This window comes from Nocardia sp. NPDC051981 (assembly GCF_040680715.1).
In the GTDB taxonomy this organism is placed as follows: Bacteria; Actinomycetota; Actinomycetes; order Mycobacteriales; family Mycobacteriaceae; genus Nocardia.
Genome location: NZ_JBFAXK010000001.1, coordinates 755,980 through 777,191 on the forward strand (window position 1 = coordinate 755,980; position 21,212 = coordinate 777,191).

The 21,212-nt window shown below is 68.2% G+C and carries 21 protein-coding genes; 7 read left to right on the top strand and 14 right to left on the bottom strand.

What is annotated here, in order from left to right; genetic code table 11:
• Window positions 1-42: 42 nt before the first annotated feature.
• Both AB0L60_RS03245 and AB0L60_RS03250 read right to left on the bottom strand, forming a co-directional pair.
• Complete coding sequence (locus AB0L60_RS03245) at window positions 43-372, bottom strand: hypothetical protein (RefSeq protein ID WP_040854414.1); 330 nt, start codon at window positions 370-372, stop codon at window positions 43-45.
• Window positions 372-1,577, bottom strand: a complete 1,206-nt coding sequence (locus tag AB0L60_RS03250; RefSeq protein WP_364606341.1) for a Rieske 2Fe-2S domain-containing protein — start codon at window positions 1,575-1,577, stop codon at window positions 372-374. The genes AB0L60_RS03245 and AB0L60_RS03250 overlap by 1 nt, the downstream gene beginning before the upstream one ends.
• Window positions 1,578-1,773: 196 nt before the next feature.
• On the opposite strand from AB0L60_RS03250, the gene hsaA reads away from it, so the two are divergent.
• Genes hsaA through hsaB form a run of 4 tightly spaced genes read left to right on the top strand, consistent with a single transcriptional unit; the run spans window position 1,774 to window position 5,335 of the window.
• Window positions 1,774-2,943 (top strand): 3-hydroxy-9,10-secoandrosta-1,3,5(10)-triene-9,17-dione monooxygenase oxygenase subunit, encoded by a 1,170-nt coding sequence (gene hsaA, locus AB0L60_RS03255; RefSeq protein ID WP_364606344.1) that lies wholly within the window; start codon window positions 1,774-1,776, stop codon window positions 2,941-2,943.
• A gap of 5 nt (window positions 2,944-2,948) precedes the next feature.
• Window positions 2,949-3,827 carry a 4,5:9,10-diseco-3-hydroxy-5,9,17-trioxoandrosta-1(10),2-diene-4-oate hydrolase gene (gene hsaD, locus AB0L60_RS03260; RefSeq protein ID WP_364606347.1) on the top strand — a complete coding sequence of 293 codons (879 nt, stop codon included), beginning with the start codon at window positions 2,949-2,951 and terminating at the stop codon, window positions 3,825-3,827.
• A gap of 2 nt (window positions 3,828-3,829) precedes the next feature.
• Window positions 3,830-4,729: an iron-dependent extradiol dioxygenase HsaC gene (gene hsaC / locus AB0L60_RS03265; RefSeq protein WP_354831276.1), complete on the top strand. Its 900-nt coding sequence runs from the start codon at window positions 3,830-3,832 to the stop codon at window positions 4,727-4,729.
• 21 nt (window positions 4,730-4,750) lie between these two features.
• Window positions 4,751-5,335, top strand: a complete 585-nt coding sequence (gene hsaB / locus AB0L60_RS03270) for a 3-hydroxy-9,10-secoandrosta-1,3,5(10)-triene-9,17-dione monooxygenase reductase subunit (protein ID WP_354831279.1) — start codon at window positions 4,751-4,753, stop codon at window positions 5,333-5,335.
• Between the two features lie 187 nt (window positions 5,336-5,522).
• Here the strand turns inward: hsaB and dmpG are convergent, their stop codons facing one another.
• Genes dmpG through AB0L60_RS03285 form a run of 3 tightly spaced genes read right to left on the bottom strand, consistent with a single transcriptional unit; the run spans window position 5,523 to window position 8,376 of the window.
• Window positions 5,523-6,572 carry a 4-hydroxy-2-oxovalerate aldolase gene (dmpG, locus tag AB0L60_RS03275; protein WP_364606764.1) on the bottom strand — a complete coding sequence of 350 codons (1,050 nt, stop codon included), beginning with the start codon at window positions 6,570-6,572 and terminating at the stop codon, window positions 5,523-5,525.
• Window positions 6,573-6,623: 51 nt separating this feature from the next.
• Window positions 6,624-7,532: an acetaldehyde dehydrogenase (acetylating) gene (locus tag AB0L60_RS03280; RefSeq protein WP_354831289.1), complete on the bottom strand. Its 909-nt coding sequence runs from the start codon at window positions 7,530-7,532 to the stop codon at window positions 6,624-6,626.
• Between the two features lie 58 nt (window positions 7,533-7,590).
• Window positions 7,591-8,376 (bottom strand): 2-keto-4-pentenoate hydratase, encoded by a 786-nt coding sequence (locus tag AB0L60_RS03285; RefSeq protein WP_354831291.1) that lies wholly within the window; start codon window positions 8,374-8,376, stop codon window positions 7,591-7,593.
• A 152-nt stretch (window positions 8,377-8,528) separates the two neighbouring features.
• Here AB0L60_RS03285 and kstD point away from each other — a divergent pair, with 152 nt between their 5' ends.
• The 3 genes from kstD to AB0L60_RS03300 all read left to right on the top strand — a co-directional run bounded on the left by kstD (window position 8,529) and on the right by AB0L60_RS03300 (window position 12,089).
• Window positions 8,529-10,271 (top strand): 3-oxosteroid 1-dehydrogenase, encoded by a 1,743-nt coding sequence (gene kstD / locus AB0L60_RS03290; RefSeq protein ID WP_364606354.1) that lies wholly within the window; start codon window positions 8,529-8,531, stop codon window positions 10,269-10,271.
• Window positions 10,272-10,536: 265 nt separating this feature from the next.
• Window positions 10,537-11,397, top strand: coding sequence for a MaoC/PaaZ C-terminal domain-containing protein (locus tag AB0L60_RS03295; RefSeq protein ID WP_364606357.1), 861 nt, complete (start codon window positions 10,537-10,539; stop codon window positions 11,395-11,397).
• Between the two features lie 344 nt (window positions 11,398-11,741).
• Window positions 11,742-12,089: a hypothetical protein gene (locus AB0L60_RS03300; protein ID WP_364606360.1), complete on the top strand. Its 348-nt coding sequence runs from the start codon at window positions 11,742-11,744 to the stop codon at window positions 12,087-12,089.
• A gap of 21 nt (window positions 12,090-12,110) precedes the next feature.
• On the opposite strand, the gene AB0L60_RS03305 is transcribed toward AB0L60_RS03300, so the two are convergent.
• The 9 genes from AB0L60_RS03305 to zapE all read right to left on the bottom strand — a co-directional run bounded on the left by AB0L60_RS03305 (window position 12,111) and on the right by zapE (window position 21,140).
• A complete protein-coding gene (locus tag AB0L60_RS03305) occupies window positions 12,111-12,656 on the bottom strand; it encodes an RNA 2'-phosphotransferase (protein ID WP_364606363.1) in 546 nt (181 codons plus the stop codon).
• Between the two features lie 47 nt (window positions 12,657-12,703).
• The gene (locus AB0L60_RS03310; protein WP_364606366.1) at window positions 12,704-13,159 is read right to left on the bottom strand and encodes a hypothetical protein; all 456 of its coding nucleotides are present in this window, start codon (window positions 13,157-13,159) and stop codon (window positions 12,704-12,706) included.
• On the bottom strand, window positions 13,156-14,430 hold the full coding sequence (locus tag AB0L60_RS03315) for a DUF58 domain-containing protein (protein ID WP_364606369.1): 1,275 nt from the start codon (window positions 14,428-14,430) through the stop codon (window positions 13,156-13,158). Before AB0L60_RS03315 ends, AB0L60_RS03310 begins: the two co-directional genes overlap by 4 nt.
• Before the next feature lie 7 nt (window positions 14,431-14,437).
• Complete coding sequence (locus tag AB0L60_RS03320) at window positions 14,438-15,400, bottom strand: MoxR family ATPase (protein ID WP_364606372.1); 963 nt, start codon at window positions 15,398-15,400, stop codon at window positions 14,438-14,440.
• Window positions 15,401-15,420: 20 nt separating this feature from the next.
• The gene (locus AB0L60_RS03325) at window positions 15,421-15,924 is read right to left on the bottom strand and encodes a hypothetical protein (RefSeq protein ID WP_364606375.1); all 504 of its coding nucleotides are present in this window, start codon (window positions 15,922-15,924) and stop codon (window positions 15,421-15,423) included.
• A 49-nt stretch (window positions 15,925-15,973) separates the two neighbouring features.
• On the bottom strand, window positions 15,974-16,915 hold the full coding sequence (locus AB0L60_RS03330; protein WP_364606378.1) for a DUF4129 domain-containing protein: 942 nt from the start codon (window positions 16,913-16,915) through the stop codon (window positions 15,974-15,976).
• Between the two features lie 399 nt (window positions 16,916-17,314).
• Window positions 17,315-18,781, bottom strand: coding sequence for a UDP-glucose/GDP-mannose dehydrogenase family protein (locus AB0L60_RS03335; RefSeq protein WP_364606381.1), 1,467 nt, complete (start codon window positions 18,779-18,781; stop codon window positions 17,315-17,317).
• Entirely contained in the window at window positions 18,781-19,947 is a 1,167-nt protein-coding gene (locus tag AB0L60_RS03340; protein ID WP_364606767.1) for a glycosyltransferase family 1 protein, read from the bottom strand. Before AB0L60_RS03340 ends, AB0L60_RS03335 begins: the two co-directional genes overlap by 1 nt.
• 221 nt (window positions 19,948-20,168) lie before the next feature.
• Complete coding sequence (zapE, locus tag AB0L60_RS03345) at window positions 20,169-21,140, bottom strand: cell division protein ZapE (protein WP_364606384.1); 972 nt, start codon at window positions 21,138-21,140, stop codon at window positions 20,169-20,171.
• Window positions 21,141-21,212 lie beyond the last annotated feature (72 nt).

Here is a 21,212-nt window from a genome sequence, read left to right on the forward strand (position 1 = left end):
GCTACTTTCGGAGCCGAGCCGTCGGTCGCCGATCCCGAGTCTTCAATCGTCGATCCCGAGCAGACCCTCCGCGACCGCGTGGTCGATGGTCTTCTCCAGGTTCGGGCAGGAGTCCGGTTTACCGGTGGTCGGCCCGGACTCGGCCAGTTTGCGGAAGACCGGGCAGTGCGCGGCCGGGTCGACCGTCCACTGCACCGTCTTCTGATTGTGGCTGTGCTTGCGCACGAGCACCTCGGTGCCGCAGGTCTGACACGCGATCGGTGTCAGCCCCGACTCCATGTAGTGCTCTTTGTCGAGGACCGTCTGGGCGCGCACCTGTGCTCGCTGTTCCGGACGGTCCGCGAAATCGGGTGCCTTCGCCCAGCTGGTCATCAGACGTTCGCCTCCTGCGCGGCGGCCTCGTCGGCCTCCCGCTTCTTCCGCAGGTTCTCCTCGACCTCGAGACCCCAGGCCTCGTTGGCCTTGGAGGTGTCGATCTCGAATTCGAAGCGCTGCACCGACTTCGGGTCGATGTCGGCGACATCGACGTAGAACTGGTCGTACCAGCGGCGCAGCTGGTAGACCGGCCCGTCCTCCTCGGTCAGCAGCGGGTTGTCGATCTTGGACTTGTGCTTCCAGATCTCGACGTCCTGCAGGAAGCCCTCGCTGACGCCCTCGGTCATCTTGGCCGCGAACATCTGCGCCTGCTCCTCGGGCAGCCCCTTCGGCTTCTCCAGCGAGACGCCCCACTGCAGCATGAAGGAGTTCTGCGTGACCGGGTAGTGGCAGTTGATGAGGACCGTCTTGACCTCGAAGCCGCTGTAGATATTGAGCAGCGGGTTGATCATGTACGACGGCCCGAAGTACGACGCCTCGGACTTGAGCAGCACGTCGATGCCGGCCTTGGCCGCGTTGCCGATATCCGGGCGGGCCTTGGTCTCCAGGTACTGGGTGGCGACGTGACCCTCGAGCACGTTCTTGAAGAACGTGGGGAAGGCGTAGTGGATATAGAAGAAGTGCGCCATATCCACGATGTTGTCGATGATCTCGCGGCAGTTGGAGCCCTCGATCAGCAGCGAGTGCCAGGTCCAGTCGGTCCAGCCCTCGTTGAGCGTCTCCGAGGAGCTGCCGTCGGCATTGGTGTAGGGACCCTCGATGTACGGGATGGTCACCTCGTCCGGCGGCGGGTTGCCCTCGTGGTCGTGCCAGACGAACAGCTGGCCGTTGCGCTCGAGCGTGATCCACGCGCGGGTGCGGGCCAGCGGGGGCACGCGCCGCGCGTAGGGGATGCCGGTGCACTTGCCGTCGCCGCCCCAGCGCCAGTCGTGGAACGGGCACGCGATGGAGTCGCCCTTGACCTCACCCATGGAGAGGTCGCCGCCCAGGTGACGACAGTAGGAGTCCAGTACCTTGAGTTCGTTCTGGCTGTTCATGAAAACGACCAGCTTGGTACCGAATACGTTGACCGCATGCGGCTTGCCGTCACGGAAGTCCTTGGCAAGGCCGAGGCAGTGCCAACCCCGGGCGTAGCGGGTGGGCATCGAGCCCACGTCGATCTCGCGGACCTTCCCGCGGGGCCCTTGGGCGCTTGTCGCCATCGTTGATCCTCCTATGGATGTACTAGAACACGTTACAAAATCGGCTGGCGGTTGGCCAGCGATAGGTCCCACTACCTGGATAGGGGCGCTCTGAGCTGCGCTTGTACTGCGTTCTCGACAGGAATAAGAACGTGTTCTACTCTCAGGGGCAAACGAAGACCGCTTCCCGTAACACCAGGCAGGAGCAACTGGCGAGATGACGCAAGAAGTAGTTGAGCGGGTCGAGGCGCTGCTGCCGACCCTGCGTGAGCGCGCCCAGGAGACCGAGGATCTGCGCCGCCTTCCCGACCAGACCGTCAAGGATCTGCAGGCGACCGGCTTCTTCAAGCTCGTGCAGCCCAAGCAGTGGGGCGGCTACGCCTGCGACCCGGTGATCTTCTACGACACCGTCCGCAAGATCGCCAGCGCGTGCGGCTCCACCGGCTGGTGCGCCGGCATTCTCGGCATCCACAACTGGCACCTGGCGCTGTTCGACCAGCGCGCGCAGGAAGAGGTGTGGGGCAACGACACCGAGGTCCGGATCTCCTCCTCCTACGCCCCGATGGGCGCGGGCGTGGTGACCGAGGACGGCGAGGGCTACATCGTCAACGGTTCGTGGGCCTGGTCCTCCGGCTCCGACCACGCCGACTGGGTGTTCGTCGGCGGACCGGTCATCAAGAACGGCAAGCCGGTCGACTTCGGCTCGTTCCTGATCCCCCGGAGCGAGTACAAGATCAACGACGTGTGGCACGTGGTCGGCCTGCGCGGCACCGGTTCCAACACCGTCGTGGTCGAGAACGTGTACGTGCCCCGGCATCGCTTCCTCAGCATGCGAACCATGGGCGAACTGAAATCGCCTGGCCTGGAGCAGAATACCGACCCGCTGTACAAGATGCCGTGGGGCAGCATCCACCCCGCGACCATCACCGCGCCGATCATCGGCATGGGCTACGGCGCCTACGAGGCCCACGTCGAGCACCAGGGCAAGCGCGTCCGGGCCGCCTTCGCGGGCGAGAACACCAAGGACGACCCGTTCGCAAAGGTCCGGATCGCCGAGGCCGCCAGCGACATCGACGCCGCCTGGCGTCAGCTGTCGGGCAATATCGCCGACGAGTACGCGTGCATCGTGGCGGGCCAGGACGTTCCGTTCGAGATGCGCGCCGCCGCCCGCCGTGACCAGGTGCGCGCCACCGGCCGCGTGATCGCCTCCATCGACCGCCTGTTCGAGGCCGCCGGCGCCACCGCGCTCGTGGAAGGCACTCCGCTGCAGCGCTTCTGGCGCGACGCCCACGCCGGCCGCGTGCACGCCTCGCAGGACCCGGAGCGCGCCTACGTCATGTACGGCACCCACGCCTTCGGTCTCCCGGTCACCGACGGAATGGTGTAATCCCCATGACCGCAGTGGGAGAAATCACCTACGAGTCCACCTCGCGCTTCGCGCAGGTGCGGCCGGACCTGAAGCTGCACTACCACGAGGCCGGGGTCGGCAACGGCCCCACCATCGTGCTGTTGCACGGCGGCGGCCCGGGCGCGTCCTCGTGGTCCAACTTCGCCAAGAACATTCCGGTGCTGGCCAAGGACTTTCACGTCCTCGCCGTCGACCAGCCCGGCTTCGGCCGATCCGACAAGCCGACCGAGCACCCGCAGTACTTCGTGCACTCGGCCTCGGCGCTGAAGGACCTGCTCGACACCCTCGGCATCACCGAACGCGTACACCTGCTGGGCAATTCGCTCGGCGGCGGCGCGGCCACCCGCTTCGCGCTGGACTACCCGGACCGCGCCGGCAAGCTGGTGCTGATGGGCCCGGGCGGTCTGTCCACCAACCTGTTCGCGCCGGACCCCACCGAGGGCGTGAAGCTGCTGTCCAAGTTCAACTTCGAACCCACGAAGGAGAACCTGGAGGCGTTCCTGCGGATCATGGTCTTCGACCAGAAGCTGATCACGCCGGAACTCGTCGAGGAGCGCTTCGCCTCGGCCTCGCAGCCGGAGTCGCTGGCCGCCACCCGCGCCATGGGCAAGTCCTTCGCCGGACCCGATTTCGCCAAGGGCATGATCTGGCGCGACGCGTTCAAGCTGCGGCAGCCGGTGCTCATGATCTGGGGCCGCGAAGATCGGGTCAACCCGATCGACGGCGCCCTGGTCGCCTTGAAGATGGTGCCGCGCGTGCAGTTGCATGTCTTCGGCGGTTGTGGACACTGGGCACAGCTGGAGAAGTTCGACGAATTCAACCGCCTGGCAACCGACTTCCTGCTCGGCGTCAAGGAGAAGTGAGCATGAGTATCAAGGCGCTCGGCTACATGCGCATCGAGGCCACCGATATGGCGGCCTGGCGCGAGTACGGCCTCAAGGTGCTCGGCATGATGGAGGGCGACGGGCTCAACCCCGACGCGCTCTACCTGCGCATGGACGATTTCGCCGCACGACTGGTGATCGTCCCCGGTGAGCAGGACCGGCTGCTGGTCTCGGGCTGGGAGGTCACCGACGCCCGCGGGCTGCAGCAGCTGCGCGAGACCCTGTCCAAGGCCGGGGTCGCCTTCACCGAGGGCACCAAGGAGGAGCTCGGCGAGCGCCGGGTCGAGGGCATGATCCGGTTCCAGGATCCGGCCGGCAATACCCTCGAGGCGTTCTACGGCGCGCAGTACCTGGGCCGCCGCTTCGTGAGCCCCTACGGCCACAAGTTCGTCACCGCCGAGCAGGGCCTGGGCCACGTGGTCCTGACCTGCACGGACGACGCTGCGGCGCAGGCGTTCTACCAGGACGTGCTGGGCTTCCGGCTGCGCGACTCCATGCGGCTGCCTCCGCAGCTGGTGGGCCGTCCCGCCGACGGCGACCCGGCCTGGCTGCGCTTCTACGGCTGCAACCCGCGCCACCACGCGCTGGCGTTCCTGCCGCTGCCGAACCCGACGGGCATCGTGCACCTCATGGTCGAGGTGGAGAACTCCGACGACGTCGGCCTCTGCCTGGACCGCGCCAACCGCAAGAAGGTGAAGATGTCGGCCACCCTCGGGCGGCACATCAACGACAAGATGCTCTCGTTCTACATGAAGACGCCGGGCGGGTTCGACATCGAATTCGGCTGTGAGGGACTGGAAGTCGACGACCACTCGTGGATCGCGCGGGAATCCACCGCGGTCAGCCTGTGGGGCCACGACTTCAGCGTCGGATTCAAGTAGCGAGACGAACAGGGGCGGCCAATGACCACCGACGCCAATCCCGTCATCGACGGGCGTCAGTTCCGGAACGTGCTGGGGCAGTTCTGTACCGGCATCACCGTCATCACCACCTTCGACGGCGTCGACGGCGCGCGGGCTCCCATCGGCTTCGCGTGCCAGTCGTTCGCCGCCCTGTCCCTCGATCCGCCGCTGGTGCTCTTCTGCCCCACCAAGGAGTCCCGCTCCTGGGCGGCGATCGAACGCAACGGCAGCTTCGCCGTGAACATGCTCGCCGAGGAGCAACAGCCGGTGTGCGCCCGCTTCGGCTCCCGCGAACCCGACAAGTTCGCCGGAATCGACTGGCACACCTCGGAGCTGGACCTCCCGGTGCTGGACGGCGCGTTGGCCACGATCCAGTGCACTGTGGACAACGTGCTCGACGGCGGCGATCACTACATCGTGATCGGCCGGGTCCAGGCCCTGTCGGAGTCCACCGACTCCGGCAGGCCGCTGCTCTTCTACCGGGGCCAGTACACGGCCATCGAACCGGAGAAGACGACGCCCGCGCCCTGGCGCGCGGACCTCGAACACTTCCTCACGACCACCACCTTGGACACCTGGTTGTGAGTCGGGTTCCTCCAGAACCCTGGCGATAGAAAAGTGCCCCTGTGGAATTCATCCACAGGGGCACTTTGCATCTGTGAGTGTTGTGGATGGATCAGGCAGCGGCGCGGGCCTGCCGACGGTATCGGCCTGGGGTGAAACAACACTGGGCCGCAACCGGAGTCGGTTGCGGCCCAGTGAAGGGGTGGGGTCAGGCGTTGGCGGCCGACTTTTCCTTTTCGCGCTGGAGTTCCAGGGCGATGTCGATGAGCTGGTCTTCCTGGCCGCCGACGAGCTTGCGCTGGCCGGCGCGGACGAGCATTTCGGCGGCGGAGACGCCATAGCGCTCGGCCTGGCGCTCGGCGTGGCGCAGGAAGGACGAGTAGACGCCCGCGTAGCCCATCATCAATGCCTGGCGGTCGAGGAGGCATTCGCTCGGCATGGCCGGGCGGACGACGTCCTCGGCGGCATCGGTGACGGCGAAGAAGTCGACGCCGGTCTTGATGCCGAGCTTGTCGCAGACGCCGATGAAGGCCTCGACGGGGAGGTTGCCCGCGCCCGCGCCGAAACGGCGTGCGCTGCCGTCGATCTGGGTGGCGCCGGCGCGCACGGCGTAGACCGAGTTGGCGACGGCCAGGCCCAGGTTCTCGTGGCCGTGGAAGCCGACCTGCGCGTCATTGCCGAGCTCGGCGACCAGGGCGGAGACGCGGTCGGTGACCTGCTCCAGCACCAGCGCACCGGCGGAGTCGACGACGTACACGCACTGGCAGCCCGCGTCGGCCATGATGCGGGCCTGCTTGGCGAGGTTCTCCGGGGTGGTGGAGTGCGCCATCATCAGGAAGCCGACGGTCTCGAGGCCGAGGTCGCGAGCCATGTTGAAGTGCTGGATCGAGACGTCGGCCTCGGTGCAGTGGGTGGCGATGCGGCAGATGCTCGCGCCATTGTCCTGCGAGATCTTGATGTCTTCCTTGACGCCGACACCCGGCAGCATGAGGAAGGCGATCTTGGCCTGCTTGGCGGTCTCCGCGGCGGCCTTGATCAATTCCTGCTCAGGGGTTTTCGAGAAACCGTAGTTGAACGAGGAACCGCCCAGGCCGTCACCGTGGGTGACCTCGAGGACCGGCACGCCGGCGGCGTCGAGCGCACCGACGATGTCCCGCACTTCCTGCACGGTGAACTGATGCCGCTTGTGGTGCGAGCCGTCACGCAGGCTGGTATCGGTGACCCGGATGTCCAGATCCGCCGAGAACGGCTTCGCCACCGCGAGCGGTGAATTGGATTCAGCGTTCGAATTGCTCACTGTCGGAACTCCTTACACCCGAGCCGAGATGATCTGGTCGGCCAGCACGTTGCCCACCTGGGTGGCGGCGGCCGTCATGATGTCGAGGTTGCCCGAGTACGGCGGCAGGAAGTCGCCCGCGCCCTCGACCTCCACGAAGATCGAAACCTTCGCCATGCCGCCGGAAACCAGCGACGGCTCGTCGAACTGCGGCTCGTTGAGCAGCCGGTAGCCGGGCACGTACTCCTGGATGGACTTCTCCATCCGGTGCACCGACTCGGTGATGGCGTCGCGGTCGGCGTCCTCGGGGATGGCGCAGAAGATGGTGTCGCGCATGATCATCGGCGGCTCGGCCGGGTTCAGGATGATGATCGCCTTGCCACGCTTCGCCCCGCCGATGGTCTCGACACCGGCGGAGGTGGTCTTGGTGAACTCGTCGATGTTCGCGCGCGTGCCGGGACCGGCGGACACGGAGGACACCGACGCCACGATCTCGGCGTACTCGACGGGTACGACGCGGGACACGGCGTGCACCATCGGAATCGTCGCCTGCCCACCGCAGGTGATCATGTTGACGTTCATCTCGTCGCGCAGCGAGTCGAGGTTGACCGGCGGAATCACGGCCGGGCCGACGGCGGCGGGGGTGAGGTCGATGGCACGGATGCCGGCCTCGGCGTACTTGGGCGCGTAGGCCCGGTGCACGTACGCGGAGGTGGCCTCGAACAGCAGGTCCGGCTTCTCCGGCAGCGCCAGCAGCCAGTCCGCGCCCTCGGCGGAGGTCTCCAGGCCCAGGCCGCGGGCGCGCTTGAGGCCCTCGGACTCCGGGTCGATGCCGATCATCCAGCGCGGCTCGATCTTCTCCGAACGCAGCAGCTTGTACAGCAGATCGGTGCTGATATTGCCGGACCCGACGATCGCGGCGGTGACTTTGCTTGCAGTCACGGCTTTCTCCTACTCGGTGAGGTCAGTGTCTGTGCGACGCGGCCTGATCGGCTCAGGTCTACGCGAAACCCAGATGGACGGAACCGAGTCCGGCGAACTCGGCGATGAACTCGTCGCCCGGGCGGGCGTCGATGGCGCGGGTGCAGGAGCCGGGCAGCACGATGTCGCCGGCCTTGAGGCGCACTCCGAAGGAGGCGACCTTGCGTGCCAGCCACGCCACCGCGATGGTCGGGTCACCCAGCACGGCGTCCGAGCGGCCCTCGGCGATGACCTCGCCATTGCGGGTCAGCACGGCGTCGATGTTCTTGATATCCAGCTGATCCGGCGAGACCCGCTGCTTGCCCAGCACGTATCCGGCGGAGGACGCATTGTCGGCGATGGTGTCGCAGAGCGCGATCTTCCAGTCCTTGATGCGGGTGTCGATGAGCTCGATGGAGGGCGCGTAGGCGACGGTGGCCTTGCGCACGTCCTCCTCGGTGCAGTCCTCGCCGGGCAGGTCGGCGCCCAGAATGAAGCCGACCTCGACCTCGACGCGGGGGTACAGGTACTTGGAGGTGTCGACCGGAACGTCTTCGAAGACTTCCATCTCCGCGAGCAGGTGCCCGTAGTCGGGTTCGTCCACACCCATCATCTGCTGCATGGCCTTGGAGGACAGGCCCACCTTGTGGCCCACGACCTTGGCGCCGCCGTCGAAGCGCTGCCGCATATTGATGAGCTGGATCTCGTAGGCATCGACCACGTCGATCTCGGGATGCCGCACGGCCAGCGGATCGATCGGAACCCGGGTCCGCTCGGCCGCCGCGAGCTCGTCGGCCAATTCCTTACGTAGCGCGTCGGTCAGCACGCTGTGTTCCTTCCATCGGGGGTACCGGCCGGTGGCCATCCAGTAACGAGACTAGAAACTGAAACGAGTTTTTGTGAATAACGTCGCTTCAGCAGTCCCATCTGCCAGACCAACATAGACCAAACCAGGATCGATTCTATAACGTGTTCTACATGACTGATCGGGATTACGACGTGGTGGTGGTCGGCAGCGGTGCCGCCGGTATGTCCGCCGCCCTCACCGCTGCGCACCACGGTCTGCGCACGGTGCTCATCGAAAAGGCCGCTCATTACGGCGGTTCTACCGCGCGATCGGGCGGTGGCGTCTGGATTCCCGGAAACAAGGTGCTGAAGGCCGCGGGCCGTGGGGACGACCTCGACGAGGCGCGCACCTACCTGTACAGCATCATCGGCGATGTGGTGCCCAAGGAGAAGATCGACACCTACATCGATCGCGGCGCCGAAGCCTTCGACTACGTGCTCGACCACTCCGCCCTGAAGATGACCTGGGTACCCGGCTACTCCGACTACTACCCGGAGGCACCGGGCGGCAAGGCGGACGGCCGCAGCTGCGAGCCCAAGCCGTTCAACCTCAAAGTCCTGGGCGAGGAGCGCTTCAAGCTGGAGCCGGCCTACAGCAAGGCGCCGCTGAACGTCGTCGTCATGCAGGCGGACTACAAGAAGCTCAACCTGATTCGCCGCCACCCGGTCGGCATCGCGCGCGTGCTGCGCGTCGGCACCCGCTGGGCATGGGGCAAGGTCACCGGCAAGGCGCTGGTCGGCATGGGCCAGGCCATCATCGCCGGCCTGCGCAAGGGCCTGCTGGACGCGAATGTGCCGGTGCTGCTGAACACCCCGCTCACCGGACTGGTCATCGACAACGGCGTGGTCACCGGCGTCGACGCCGAGGAGAACGGGCAGGCCGTCCGGTTCAACGCCAAGTACGGCGTCATCCTGGCCAGCGGCGGTTTCGAGCACAACGCCGATATGCGGCACAAGTACCAGCGCGAGCCCATCACCACCGAGTGGACCACGGGCGCGGCCGCCAATACCGGCGACGGCATCCGGGCGGGCATCGCGGCGGGCGCGGACATCGACTTCATGGACGACGCCTGGTGGGGTCCGACCACCTTCCGCGGCGAGGGAAAGCCCTGGTTCTGCCTCGCGGAGCGAAATCTGCCCGGCAGCATCATGATCAATACGCAAGGTCAGCGATTCGGTAATGAGTCCGCTCCTTACGTCGAGGCTGTGCACACCATGTACGGCGGCGAATACGGGCAGGGTGAGGGTCCGGGCGAGAACGTGCCGTGCTGGCTGGTGTTCGATCAGCGCTACCGGTCCCGGTACATCTTCGCCGGATTGCAGCCTGGCCAGCGGATTCCGTCCCGGTGGATGGAAAACGACCTGATCGTCGTCGCGCCCACGGTGGCCGAGCTGGCCGAGAAGATCGGCGTCCCCGCCGACAAGCTGGCCGCCACCATCGAGCGCTTCAACGGCTTCGCCGCGACCGGCAAGGACCTCGACTACAACCGCGGCGACAGCGCCTACGACCGGTACTACGGCGACCAGACCATCAAGCCGAACCCGTGCCTGAACAAGCTCGAGGTCGGCCCGTTCTACGCGGTGAAGATGGTCCCCGGCGACCTCGGGACCAAGGGCGGTCTGGTCACCGACAACGATGCCCGCGTGCTGCGCGAGGATGGGACCGTCATCGACGGCCTGTACGCCGCCGGCAATACCTCGTCCCCGGTCATGGGCCACACCTACGCCGGTCCCGGCGCGACCATCGGCCCCGCCATCACCTTCGGCTACCTGGCCGCTCTGGACATCGCCGCCAAGGCAAATGGCGGCACCGCCGCCAAGGCGAGGAACGGCGCGCCGCTGGCCGAAACGGTGTCGTCCCAAGAAGCGTCCTGAACCGTCCCAACCCGGTTCAGGATCGGGTTGGGCGCGAGTCGGGTCACGTCGAGTCCGCGCCCAACCCACCCCGCAGGCCCCGCCGTACCGCTCTATCCCGGCGGGGCGCGGACAACTGAACAGCCCGCGCCCGCCGCAGCGAACGCTCTTTCCCGCGGCGGGCCGGGAACCAGACTTTCGAGCGCGACCCGGTCAGCGGGGCGGCGGCTTGCGGGGAGGCGAGCCGCGCCGGACCATCGGACGCGAGTGACGAGGAGAACCTTTCATGCCCATCGATTTGAGTGTCGCGCTCGGCGCGCAGATTCCCGCGCGCGAATTCAGCTGGTCCGCCAGTGATGTGCAGACCTACAACCTGGCGCTCGGCGCGGGCAACCGCTGGACCGACGCCGCCGAGCTGCGCTACGTCGACGATCGCGAGCCGCAGGTGCTGCCGTCCTTCGCGACCGTCGCGCCGTCCTTCCACGAGACCGAGCCGCCGAAGGTGAAGTTCGACGGCATCGACATCGATCTGGCGAAGGTCGTGCACGGCAGCCAGGAGATCATCGTGCACCGCCCGATCCCGGCCTCCGGCAAGGGCAGCATCTCCGGCCGGATCAGCGAGATCTGGGACAAGGGCTCCAATGCCGTCATCTGGCGTGAGGACACTGCCGTCGGCTCCGACGGCGAACCCCTGTGGACGTCGCGCTCCTCCATTTTCGCCAAGGGCGAGGGCGGCTTCGGTGGCGACCGCGGCCCCAGCGCGAAGACCGAACTTCCGGACCGGGCGCCGGATTTCGAGGTCCTGACCCCCACCCTGCCGCAGCAGGCGCTGCTCTACCGCATGTGCGGCGACCGCAACCCGCTGCACTCGGACCCCGAATTCGCCCGCAACGCCGGCTTCCCCAACCCGATCCTGCACGGCCTGTGCACCTACGGCCTGGTCCTGAAGACCGCGACCGACACCGTCCTGGCCTCGGATGTGTCCCGCGTCAAGGGTTTCCGCGCCCGCTTCGCCGGCGTCATGTACCCCGGTGAGACCCTGCGCTCCCGAATCTGGCAGCAGGACGGGGAACTCGTCATCGCGGTCACCGTCGTCGAGCGCGACGACGCCCCCGTGCTCGCGGACGTGGTCCTCACCCACTCGTAACCCGAACAGAGCTTCGAGATCAGGGAGCTCTCACCGCGGGAAATCGGACAGATTTCCCCGGTGGGAGCTCCCTGATCTTGTTGGGCAGTGGGTGAGGAGGCCGAGACCCGATGGGTGACACGACAATCCGGCCATAAGCCGCATTCCGGATACCTGGATGGCCGCAAAACCGCAGCGCGCCACCGGGATCGGCGACCGCGGAGTTGCTCATTGCGGCCGAAATTCGATTGAACCTGACCCAAGACGCGCTGGAGGCGTAACGTCTTCAGGCATACGGTGAATATCTAGCTAACCAACTGAATATCTAGCTGACTACTACCGAAAGACATGGAGAAGGTGAACAAATGGCCGCCTGGCAAGTGTTCACGGCCACTCTCGCAACGCTCGTGATCATGGCTGTCACCATCATGAGCCTGCACCACCCCCATCACGATCCGGACCGACTCTCCGTAGAACGCATCCGCGATCGAATCAACAAGGAACGCAGCGTATCAGCGCGGGCAACTCCCGACACCTCCGCCTGGTCGCACCTCGCTCCGGATCACCCGCTGGGCGTCCAGGAAGCCCATCGCACCATGCAGCAGCACCGCCGCTGCCCGGTTGCGGAGTGCGCGCGCAAGGCCGCGGCATTCCGGGCGCTCATCGACGCCGGCCGCATAAAGCCGACCCGAATGCCCCCCGCCCTCCAGTAGTCGCCGCGGCGGCCGCCCCCCTCAGAGTCCGGACAGGTATCCGGGCGGGACGGCGGCCACCAGCCAGACCCCATTGGTGCTGACGCGGAATTCGTGCCCGTCGCGGTGCATCGCGCCGGCAGCCACGGTCAGTACCACGGGTCTGCCATGTCGTGCCCCGACCTTGACGGCGGTCTCGGTATCCGCCGACAGGTGAACGTCGTGGCGGCGCATGGGCTTCAGCCCCTCGGCGCGAATTCCGGGCAGGGCCGCGGCAACGGTGCCGTGGTAGAGAACCGCGGGCGGTACGGTCGCCCGATACTCCAGGTCAACGTCGACACTGTGCCCCTGACTCGCGCGGATCCGGGTCCCCGCCGCATCGAATTCGAAGCGGCGCTTGTTGTTCCGCGCCACCACCTCGTCCAGTTCGGGACGCGAGAGCGCCCGCCCGTGCCGGCCCAGCGCCGACAGCAGCGTGGCGACGTCCACCCACCCGGCCGGGTCCAGCTCGATGCCGATGGCCTCGGGGGCGTGCCGCAGGTGCCTCGACAAGCGTTTCGAGGTCTTGATCATCTGTTGCTCGTTCATGGCGCGAGTGAACCAGTCCCACAGCCGGATTCGAAGCGATTTTCGGCTCAGCCGCCGGGCGTGTTCTCGGCTCGGACGACGGTCCGGTCGTCCGTCAGTCCGCGAACCAGCAAGGCGTACAACGCGATCACGGTGAACGGCGCCAGGATCGGCACCCAGGTGAGTCCGGCGGGCAGCACGGTCGCGGCCCCCGCCGCCACCGTGAACACCAGTGCGCCCGCCACCGACGGAATCGTCGTCGGCACCACGCCCACCGGAGCCGACACGGTCGCCGTGTTCAGCAGGTAGGTGGTCGCGACCAGCCCGATGCCGCCCGCCACCAGCGCCCCGGTCCCGACCCAGGCCAGCGCCGCCATGGCCGCGAGCACGGCCAGCACCGCGCACACCCGCCAGCGCCAGCCGGCCACCGCCAGGATGATCACCGGTATCGCGGCCCACGGCAGCACGATGGCCACCGCGCCCGCCAGCAGCAGCCCGGACAGCACGGCGAGGAACTTGGTCATCGGCGAACCCTCACGGTGCGGCGGTGTTCGGGCAGCAGGCGCATGACCTGATCGAGGCGGGTGTCCTCGGGCCAGGGCACGATGTCGACGCCGACGGTGCCCATATCGCGGTACATGGAGGTGCGCTCCAGCTGCCACATGCGCGCGAGGGTGGAGTCCAGGCCGTCGCCGAACGGCGTTCCGCGCAGCACGTCGACCACCACCACGACGTGGCCGCGCTTGCGCAGATCGATGAGGGCCAGGGCGAACTGGGTGTCGAGCAGCGTGGAGAAGGCGACGATGACCGCCCCGATGGGCACCGCGGAATGCGGCGCCAGCGTGCCCTCGGTGAGGATGTGCTCGTCCCCGACATCCAGCACGGCGTCCACGATGCGATAGAACTGGCGGCGGCCGATGTCCGGTCGCAGCCAGCGTGGGGTGCGGCCCAGGCACACGACGGCCGTGCGGTCGCCCGCCTGCAACGCGGACTGGGCCACCTGGGCGGCGCCGCGGACCGACAGCTCCAGCGAGTCCGACGCGGGCCCGGGCGCCTGCATCGATGTGTCCACCAGCACAACCACATCCGCGGCCCGGTTGGTGAAGCGCTCGGTCACGAACAGCTGACCGCGCCGCGCACTCACCGGCCAGTTCACGGTGCGCAGCTGATCCCCCGGCGTGTACGCGCGGATATCCGCGTACTCCACGCCGGGCCCGGCCCGCCGGGTGAGATGGGTGCCCATCCGTTCGGGAAGTTCGGTGCGCGGCAGGCGCATCCGCTGCGGATCGGTGATCGGATAGACGTACACCTCCCCGGCACGCAAACGCACCGAGGCCACCGCCAGCCCGGCCGGGCTCAGCGCGGTGACCCGCATCGGCACCGGATAACGGCCCCAGCGCGGGGCCGACAGCGCCAGCCGCAGCCCGGCGGGCGCGGTGCCGGAGTCCACCGTCTCCTCGACGTGGATCTCCATGCTCTGCAAGGGTTCCGGATGCAGCCGCAGCAGCGCGTGCCCGCGTTCCACGAACGCCGCGGCGGTCAGCACCACCTCCTCGGTCTCGAAGCAGCGCAGCACCCCCGCCCCGTCCACCTGGATGCGGGTGCGGGACTGCTGCAGCGGCGCGGTGGCCAGCACCCCGAGCATGGGCGCGGCGAACACCACCAACTGCCACTTGCCCAGTACCAGCGCCAGCACCAGGGCGGGCACGGACACCGCGGCGAGCATGAACACCAACGGCGCGGGCCGCCAGCGCAATTCGGCCTCGACCGCCGTACTCGTGTCGCGATGCTTCATACGCGCCTCAGGCCTGGGTGGCGCGTGGGACCGGCAGGCGGCGCAGCAGTTCGGAGATCACGTCCTCGCCGCGGATGCGGCGGACCCACATCTCGGGCCGCAGCGTGATGCGATGGGCCATGGCCGGCACGGCGAGCGCCTTCACGTCCTCGGGGACCACGTAGTCGCGGCCGTGCAGCAGGGCCCGGGCGCGGGCCATCTGCACCAGGTCGAGCTCGGCGCGGGGGCTCGCGCCGACCTCCACCTGCGGATGCCCGCGGGTGGCCGAGGCGAGGGAGACGACGTAGCCCACCACATCCGGGTGCACCGTCACGAATTCCACCGACTGCCGCATCTCCAGCAGGCCGTCGGCATCCACCACCTGCCCGATCTGGGCGGGTTGCGAACCGCGTTCCAGACGGCGGCGGATCATGTTCATCTCGTCGGTCTCCGACAGGTAGCCCAGCCGCAGCTGCATGGCGAAGCGGTCGAGCTGGGCCTCGGGCAGCGGGTAGGTGCCCTCGTACTCGATCGGGTTGTCGGTGGCGAATACGACGAAAGGCTGTGGCAGCGGAAAGGTTTCGCCGTCGATCGAGACCTGTCCCTCGGCCATGGCCTCCAGCAGGGCGGCCTGGGTCTTGGGCGGGGTGCGGTTGACCTCGTCGGCCAGCAGCATATTGGTGAAGACCGGGCCGCGCCGGAAACTGAAACGGCCCGAATGCATGTCGTAGATCGTCGACCCGATGAGGTCGGCAGGCAACAGATCCGGGGTGAACTGCACGCGGGTGAAGTTCAGTCCGAGCGCGGTCGCGAAGGAGCGCGCGATGAGGGTCTTGCCCAGTCCGGGCAGGTCCTCGATCAGGATGTGGCCCCCGGACAGCACCGCGATCATGATCAGCTGCAGTTCGTCCCGTTTGCCGACCACGACCCGGGATACTTCACGCAGCACCGCGTCGGTGCGCTTGATGGTCACGTCCATCGGTGATGTCATCGCATGTCTCGCATCTCATCTCACATGTTCTGCAGTCGGCGCAGGATTTCGTCCAGGGCCTCCCGGCCGGGAGCCCGATTGACCTGATCGCGCGGTGCCGAGTTCGCCGGGTCCACCCAGCGCCACAGCTCGGGCCCGAACTGCAGCTGTCCCGCCACTTCCAGCGCACGCCGGTTCTTGGCCATCCGGTGCCCGCTGGTCAGTTCGAATTCCTTGGCCAGCAGCGGCCGCAGGTGCCGATCCCAGTCGGCGCGCGAGCCCTCGGAGCGGTCCGCCAGCATCTGGGCGCGGGCCTGCCAGCGGCGCAGCATCTCGACGGGGCCGTTGTCGATGTCGTTGTCTTCCGGTTCGGGCGGGGCGAGCCGGCGCGACCGCTCCACCAGCGACCACATCAGCAGTCCCAGCGCCGCGGCCACCGGAACGGCGGTGAGGGCGACCAGATGCTCGCGCTGATCGCCGAGAGCGAGTAGCTCGAACAGCAGGGCCAGCGCCACCGCGCCCACCACGATCGCGCTCCGATTCATGGCCAGACCCCCATTCCGTCCCTCGGGATCAGCACTGCCACACCGTCTTTCATGCCGCCTGCCCCTGTAGATCGGCCAGTACGATGCGCAGCAGCTGCTCGGCGCGCATCCGCTGCCACTCCAGCATGGAATGCGGGCTGAACCGCGCCTCCTCGAACAGGGCCACCAGTTCCCGCGCCGACGCGTCGCGCAGGAAGCCGCGATCGAAGGCTCGCGCCAGCACCTCGGACGGGGTGTCGGAGGCCAGCGGGGCGACCTCCCGCGCCTGCGCCAGACCGCGTTCCATGGCGACGTAGCAGGCGATGATGGCGGTGCGCGGGTCCTGGCCCGGCGCGATCATGGCCGCCAGGCCCATCTCGGCGACCTGGGCCAGTGAGACCGCCTCGTTGGCCGTGGGCGGTGGCAGGGGCGTGCGCTCCAGCGAGGGCCGGCGGTTCGAGCCCACCGCCACCACGACCAGGCCGGTCATGGCGATCAGCACCAGCACGCCGGCGGTGATGCCGACCAGCAGCAGCGCGGTGCCGGTGAGGGTGGGCTCCGGGGCCGCCTCCTCCGGCGGTGCCACGGTCTCCTGTGGTTGCGGGGCGGTCCCGGTGGCGGACACGCTCGGCGGCGTCCCCACCTGGGTCTGCCGCGCCGGCGTCACCAGGTACACCGACAGCACCGCGGTCACGATCAGCGCGATGGCCGCGATCCCGACCAGCAGCAGGAGCCCGAGCCGCCGCAGGCCCGGCACGCGCACCGCCGACTCGCGGTCGGGTTCGGGCATGGCGAGCGGGAGGCGATGCTGGCTGTTGATCACACCCGCCACCAGAATCACCATCGAGACCAGCAGCAGCACCGGCATCAAGGCCAGTGACACCGCCGACGACGGATGTGGCGCGGCGGGTCCTCCGGTTCCCGGAATGTACCCGCGCAGTGCGACGACAGCCAGCATCACGAGCCCGATCAATGCGATCGCGCGTGCTGCCACCGTCCCCACCCCAGTCACGAATACTCCTAACCAGAGTCCAGCGGAATCAGGCACATAGTTACATGCCGAGCGGTCCGTCAGGACCAAAATCGTGAAGCTGGAATCACATACCCGCCGCGCATAAATCCCCCACCTGCGCGGCATCCCGAGCCAGACCCGAAAACCCAGGTCATCCAGGTCGAGGCCGAACCTGCCGCCGCAACCCCACTTATCACCATCCGTGCACGATCCGGGCAACCCGGAGCGCAGATCAAGATCGCACGGCAACGGCGGGAGGCAGGCCGGTCTCGCGAGGCAGGAGAGCCACTCGGCGCATTCGAGGCCGGAAGGCACAGGCCGCACACCGTGGCGCAGCAGCCCGGCGACGCGGCGAGGCCGCGTGCCGGGCCGAGGGTCGACGGTCTGGGACCGTAGCGATCAGGCGGTGCGGCGGACGCGGGCGCGCAGGCGGGTCAGCGGCGAGGGCTGAGCCAGAGCGCGAGCCGGTTCGGCGACCGGCTCCCGGACAGCCGATGCCGGATAGGCGGTGCCGGCGGGCGCGCCGACGCGGCCGGCCACGGTGCGCGGCTCGACCAGGCGGCCGAGGGCGCGGAAGTCCCAGCCCGCTGCCAGCCAGGGCTCGGGGTCGAGGGTATTGCGGGCGTCGATGATGACCCGGCCGCGGGCGACCGTGCGCAGGAAACCCGGATCCAGTTCCCGGAATTCGCGCCACTCGGTCAGGTGCAGGACCACATCCGCCTCGTGCAGGGCGGCCGCCGGGGTGGCGGCGAACACCAGCTGCGGGGCCACGGCGCGCGCCGGAGCCGTTGCGGCGGGGTCGAATACGGTCACCTCGACCCCGGCCGCGCGCAGCTGCTGCGCGACATCGAGGGCGGGTGAATCGCGGACGTCGTCGGAGAGCGGCTTGAACGCCGCACCCAGTACCCCGACCCGGCCGCGCGGGTGGTGACCGCTCAGCAGCTCCAGGGTCTCCCGCACCACGCGCTCGCGACGGCGCAGGTTGACCGCGTCGATGTCGCGCAGGAAGTCGACCGACTCCCCCGCACCGAGCTCGGTGGCGCGGGCGATCAGGGCGCGCACGTCCTTCGGCAGGCAGCCGCCGCCGTAGCCGAGGCCCGCGCCCAGGAACTTGCGGCCGATCCGGTCGTCGTGGCCCAGCGCGTCGGCCAGCAGGGTCACGTCCGCGCCGGTGAGGTCGCACAGCTCAGCCATCGCATTGATGAACGAGATCTTGGTCGCCAGAAAGGCATTCGCGGAGACCTTGATCAGCTCGGCGGTCGGCAGGTTGGTGATCACCACCGGCGAGCCCGCGGTGATGGGCGTGGCGTACACCTGTCGCAGCGCCCATTCCGCGTCCGGCGTGGTGACACCGAAGACCAGCCGGTTCGGGTGCAGCGTGTCGTAGACCGCGTGCCCCTCCCGCAGGAACTCCGGGTTCCAGGCCAGATCGACCGAAATCCCTTCCGGCGCAAGCTCGGCGATGCGGGCGGTGAGCGCCTCGGCGGTGCCCACCGGCACCGTGGACTTGCCGACGATCAGGCAGTTGCGGGTCAGGTGCGGCACCAGCCCGTCCAGCGCGGCGTAGAGCTGCGACAGGTCGGCGGCCCCGTTCACCCCGGGCGGCGTTCCGACACAGAGGAAGTGGATGTCGGCGAACTCGGCGGCCTCGACCAGTGAGGTGCCGAAACGCAGCCGCCCGGCCTCCACGTGCCCGGCCAGCAGTTCCGGCAGCCCGGGTTCGTGGAAGGGCACTCGCCCGGCGGACAGCGCCGCGGCCTTGGCCGGGTTGTTGTCCACCCCGAGCACGTCGAAGCCGAGTTCGGCCATGCCCGCGGCATGGGTGGCGCCCAGGTATCCGGTGCCGATAACGGAGATGCGGAGCATCAGGATGCCTCCTTGGTGGCCGGGAACTCGCCCCGCGTCGAATCGGACTGCAGAGTCGAATCCGCCTGCAGGCGTTCCGCGATCACCTCGCGATAGTGACGGATGAGCAGATCGTTGACGGCCGTCCAGGACCGCTCGCGCACACTGCGCACCGCGGTCTGCGCGGTCTGCTCGCGCAGTCGCGGGTCCTCGACCAGGCGGCGCACCAGTTCGGTCATCGCCTCGGCGTCGCCGGGTGGATAGAGGAAACCCGCGCCGGGCGTGACCACGTCGATCGGGCCGCCCGACTTGGGCGCGACCACCGGCACACCGGAGGCCAGCGCCTCCTGCGCTGCCTGGCAATAGGTTTCGTGGCGGCCGGTGTGCACGAACACATCCAGCGACGCGTAGGCCGCCGCGAGTTCCTCACCGTGCAGCACGCCGAGGAACTCCGCGTCCGGCAACAGCTTCCGCAGCCGCTTCTCCTCGGGGCCGCCGCCCACCACGACCAGCCGGACACCCGGCAGCGGCCGCAGTGCGGCGAGCAGCTCGAGCTCCTTCTCCGGCGCGAGGCGCCCGATATAGCCGATCAGCGCTTCGCCATTGGGGGCCAGGCGCTTTCGCAGTTCCGCCGACCGCCGGAACGGGCCAAACTGCTGCAGGTCGACCCCCCGCGGCCAGCGGCCCAGTCCGGGAATGCCCATCAGCTCCAGCTGGCGCAGGCTGGCGGTGGAGGGGGCAAGGGTGCGGTCCACCCGCAGGTGGATGCGCCGGGTCAGCGCGGTCATGGCCCGGACGCCGCCGGGCAGGTCGTAGCGCAGCGCGAAACCCACCAGATCGGTCTGATAGATGGCGACGGTCGGAATCCCGAGCTCGTTCGCGACCTTGGCCGCCTGATAGCCGAGCGTCGCCGGCGAGGCGATATGCACGACGTCGGGCCGGAATTCGCGCATGATCTTGCGCAGCCGGCGGCGGGTCTCCAGCCCGATCCGGAAATCCCGGTAGAAGGGCAGCCGGGCCCCGCGCACCACGTGCACGCGGAACCCGGCGTACTTGCCAGGGCCGGTCGGGGCCACCAGCGTGGCCTCGTGCCCCTTGGCGGCCAGGTGATCCAGCACCCGGCGCACGGAGTTGGTGACGCCGTTGACCTGGGGAAGAAAGGACTCGGCGACGACCAGCACCCGCAGGCGGGCGCTTTTCCGGATATGGGGACTACTCGGTATGCTCAGGTTCCGCGGCGCGGAATCCCTTGCCTGCTCGCGGATTCGCATCGTTCCCCTCCGGTTCGGTGCTGCTCCTGACGCCACGGTAGGAAGCGGCCCGCAACGCCAGACCCCCTCCGCGTTGACGGCACGTGAACCGTGCACGTCGATCAAGTCGGCCAGTTCACCGGGGCTTCGCCGAACGGCTATCGAGACTCGAGGTTTGCCGGTTCGCGCAGCTCCGCGAGCCGGCTCAGGGTGCGGTAGAGATCGGGGACGCGCTCGATCGCCACCCTCGCCCCATTACCGGCACCGCCCAGCTCCGCCAGCGGCACATCGGCGAAGATCGACAGTTCCAGGTCGGCGTCGTAGAGGACGTCGACCAGATTCACGAAGCGCATCACCCAGTCCGGCGGGACGGTGCCCATCGGCGGCAGCGCGCACACCACCCAGCGGCGGACCTCGCGAGTGAGCTCCAGGAAATCGGCCGCCGACACCGGGATACCGCACAGCTCCGCGAAATCGACGGTGAGCTCCCCGTTTTCCACCGCGCGGGCGTGCAGCCGCCGATGCGCGACGGGCAGATCGACCGCGCCGATCACCGGGCAGGACCCGACCACGTAGTGCCCGGCGGCGAAGCCGGTGTGCCGGCCCCCGAGCGTGCGGTAGTCCTGCGGACCGTCCACCGCCACCACGTCCAGGTGCTCGAGGATCCGCTCGATGGTCGGTACGAACATGCCGTGCATGAGGGGGTTGGGCAGCAGGTCCTGCGGCGGATAGTTCGAAGTCACCACGAGGGTGACGCGCCGGGCGAACAGCGTGTCCAGCAGTCGTGTCACGAGCCGGGCATCGCCCGAGTCGTGCACATGGAATTCGTCGAAGCAGATCAGATCCGCGTCGCCGAGCAGCGCGTCCACCGAGGCGTCGATATTCCCGTACTCGTGGATTCCGGCATTCAACTGCGCGAAGAAGGCGTGAAAGTGATAGCGCCGCTTGCGATTCGAGGGCACCGATGTGAAGAAGCGATTCATGAGCATGGTCTTGCCGCGTCCCGGACCGCCGTACAGGTACAGCCCGCGCGGCCGCCGCCACCTCCGGCCCACCCGCGCGGCAATGGCGGCCAGCTGTTCGGCGGCGTGGCGCTGGTCGGCATCGAGCACGATCTCCGGCGTTTCCATGACACCCTCCCTGCATCCTCTACTTCCGTAGAGCTTCCTCTATAGTTGTAGAGGATCACGGAGCCGCAGAGG

Excerpts from the sequence above, each read along its gene's own strand:
- AB0L60_RS03245 (WP_040854414.1), bottom strand. The coding sequence starts at position 372 with ATGACCAGCTGGGCGAAGGCACCCGATTTCGCGGACCGTCCGGAACAG.
- AB0L60_RS03250 (WP_364606341.1), bottom strand. The coding sequence starts at position 1,577 with ATGGCGACAAGCGCCCAAGGGCCCCGCGGGAAGGTCCGCGAGATCGAC.
- hsaA (WP_364606344.1), top strand. The coding sequence starts at position 1,774 with ATGACGCAAGAAGTAGTTGAGCGGGTCGAGGCGCTGCTGCCGACCCTG.
- hsaD (WP_364606347.1), top strand. The coding sequence starts at position 2,949 with ATGACCGCAGTGGGAGAAATCACCTACGAGTCCACCTCGCGCTTCGCG.
- hsaC (WP_354831276.1), top strand. The coding sequence starts at position 3,830 with ATGAGTATCAAGGCGCTCGGCTACATGCGCATCGAGGCCACCGATATG.
- hsaB (WP_354831279.1), top strand. The coding sequence starts at position 4,751 with ATGACCACCGACGCCAATCCCGTCATCGACGGGCGTCAGTTCCGGAAC.
- kstD (WP_364606354.1), top strand. The coding sequence starts at position 8,529 with ATGACTGATCGGGATTACGACGTGGTGGTGGTCGGCAGCGGTGCCGCC.
- AB0L60_RS03295 (WP_364606357.1), top strand. The coding sequence starts at position 10,537 with ATGCCCATCGATTTGAGTGTCGCGCTCGGCGCGCAGATTCCCGCGCGC.
- AB0L60_RS03300 (WP_364606360.1), top strand. The coding sequence starts at position 11,742 with ATGGCCGCCTGGCAAGTGTTCACGGCCACTCTCGCAACGCTCGTGATC.
- AB0L60_RS03305 (WP_364606363.1), bottom strand. The coding sequence starts at position 12,656 with ATGAACGAGCAACAGATGATCAAGACCTCGAAACGCTTGTCGAGGCAC.
- AB0L60_RS03310 (WP_364606366.1), bottom strand. The coding sequence starts at position 13,159 with ATGACCAAGTTCCTCGCCGTGCTGTCCGGGCTGCTGCTGGCGGGCGCG.
- AB0L60_RS03315 (WP_364606369.1), bottom strand. The coding sequence starts at position 14,430 with ATGAAGCATCGCGACACGAGTACGGCGGTCGAGGCCGAATTGCGCTGG.
- AB0L60_RS03320 (WP_364606372.1), bottom strand. The coding sequence starts at position 15,400 with ATGACATCACCGATGGACGTGACCATCAAGCGCACCGACGCGGTGCTG.
- AB0L60_RS03325 (WP_364606375.1), bottom strand. The coding sequence starts at position 15,924 with ATGAATCGGAGCGCGATCGTGGTGGGCGCGGTGGCGCTGGCCCTGCTG.
- AB0L60_RS03335 (WP_364606381.1), bottom strand. The coding sequence starts at position 18,781 with ATGCTCCGCATCTCCGTTATCGGCACCGGATACCTGGGCGCCACCCAT.
- zapE (WP_364606384.1), bottom strand. The coding sequence starts at position 21,140 with ATGGAAACGCCGGAGATCGTGCTCGATGCCGACCAGCGCCACGCCGCC.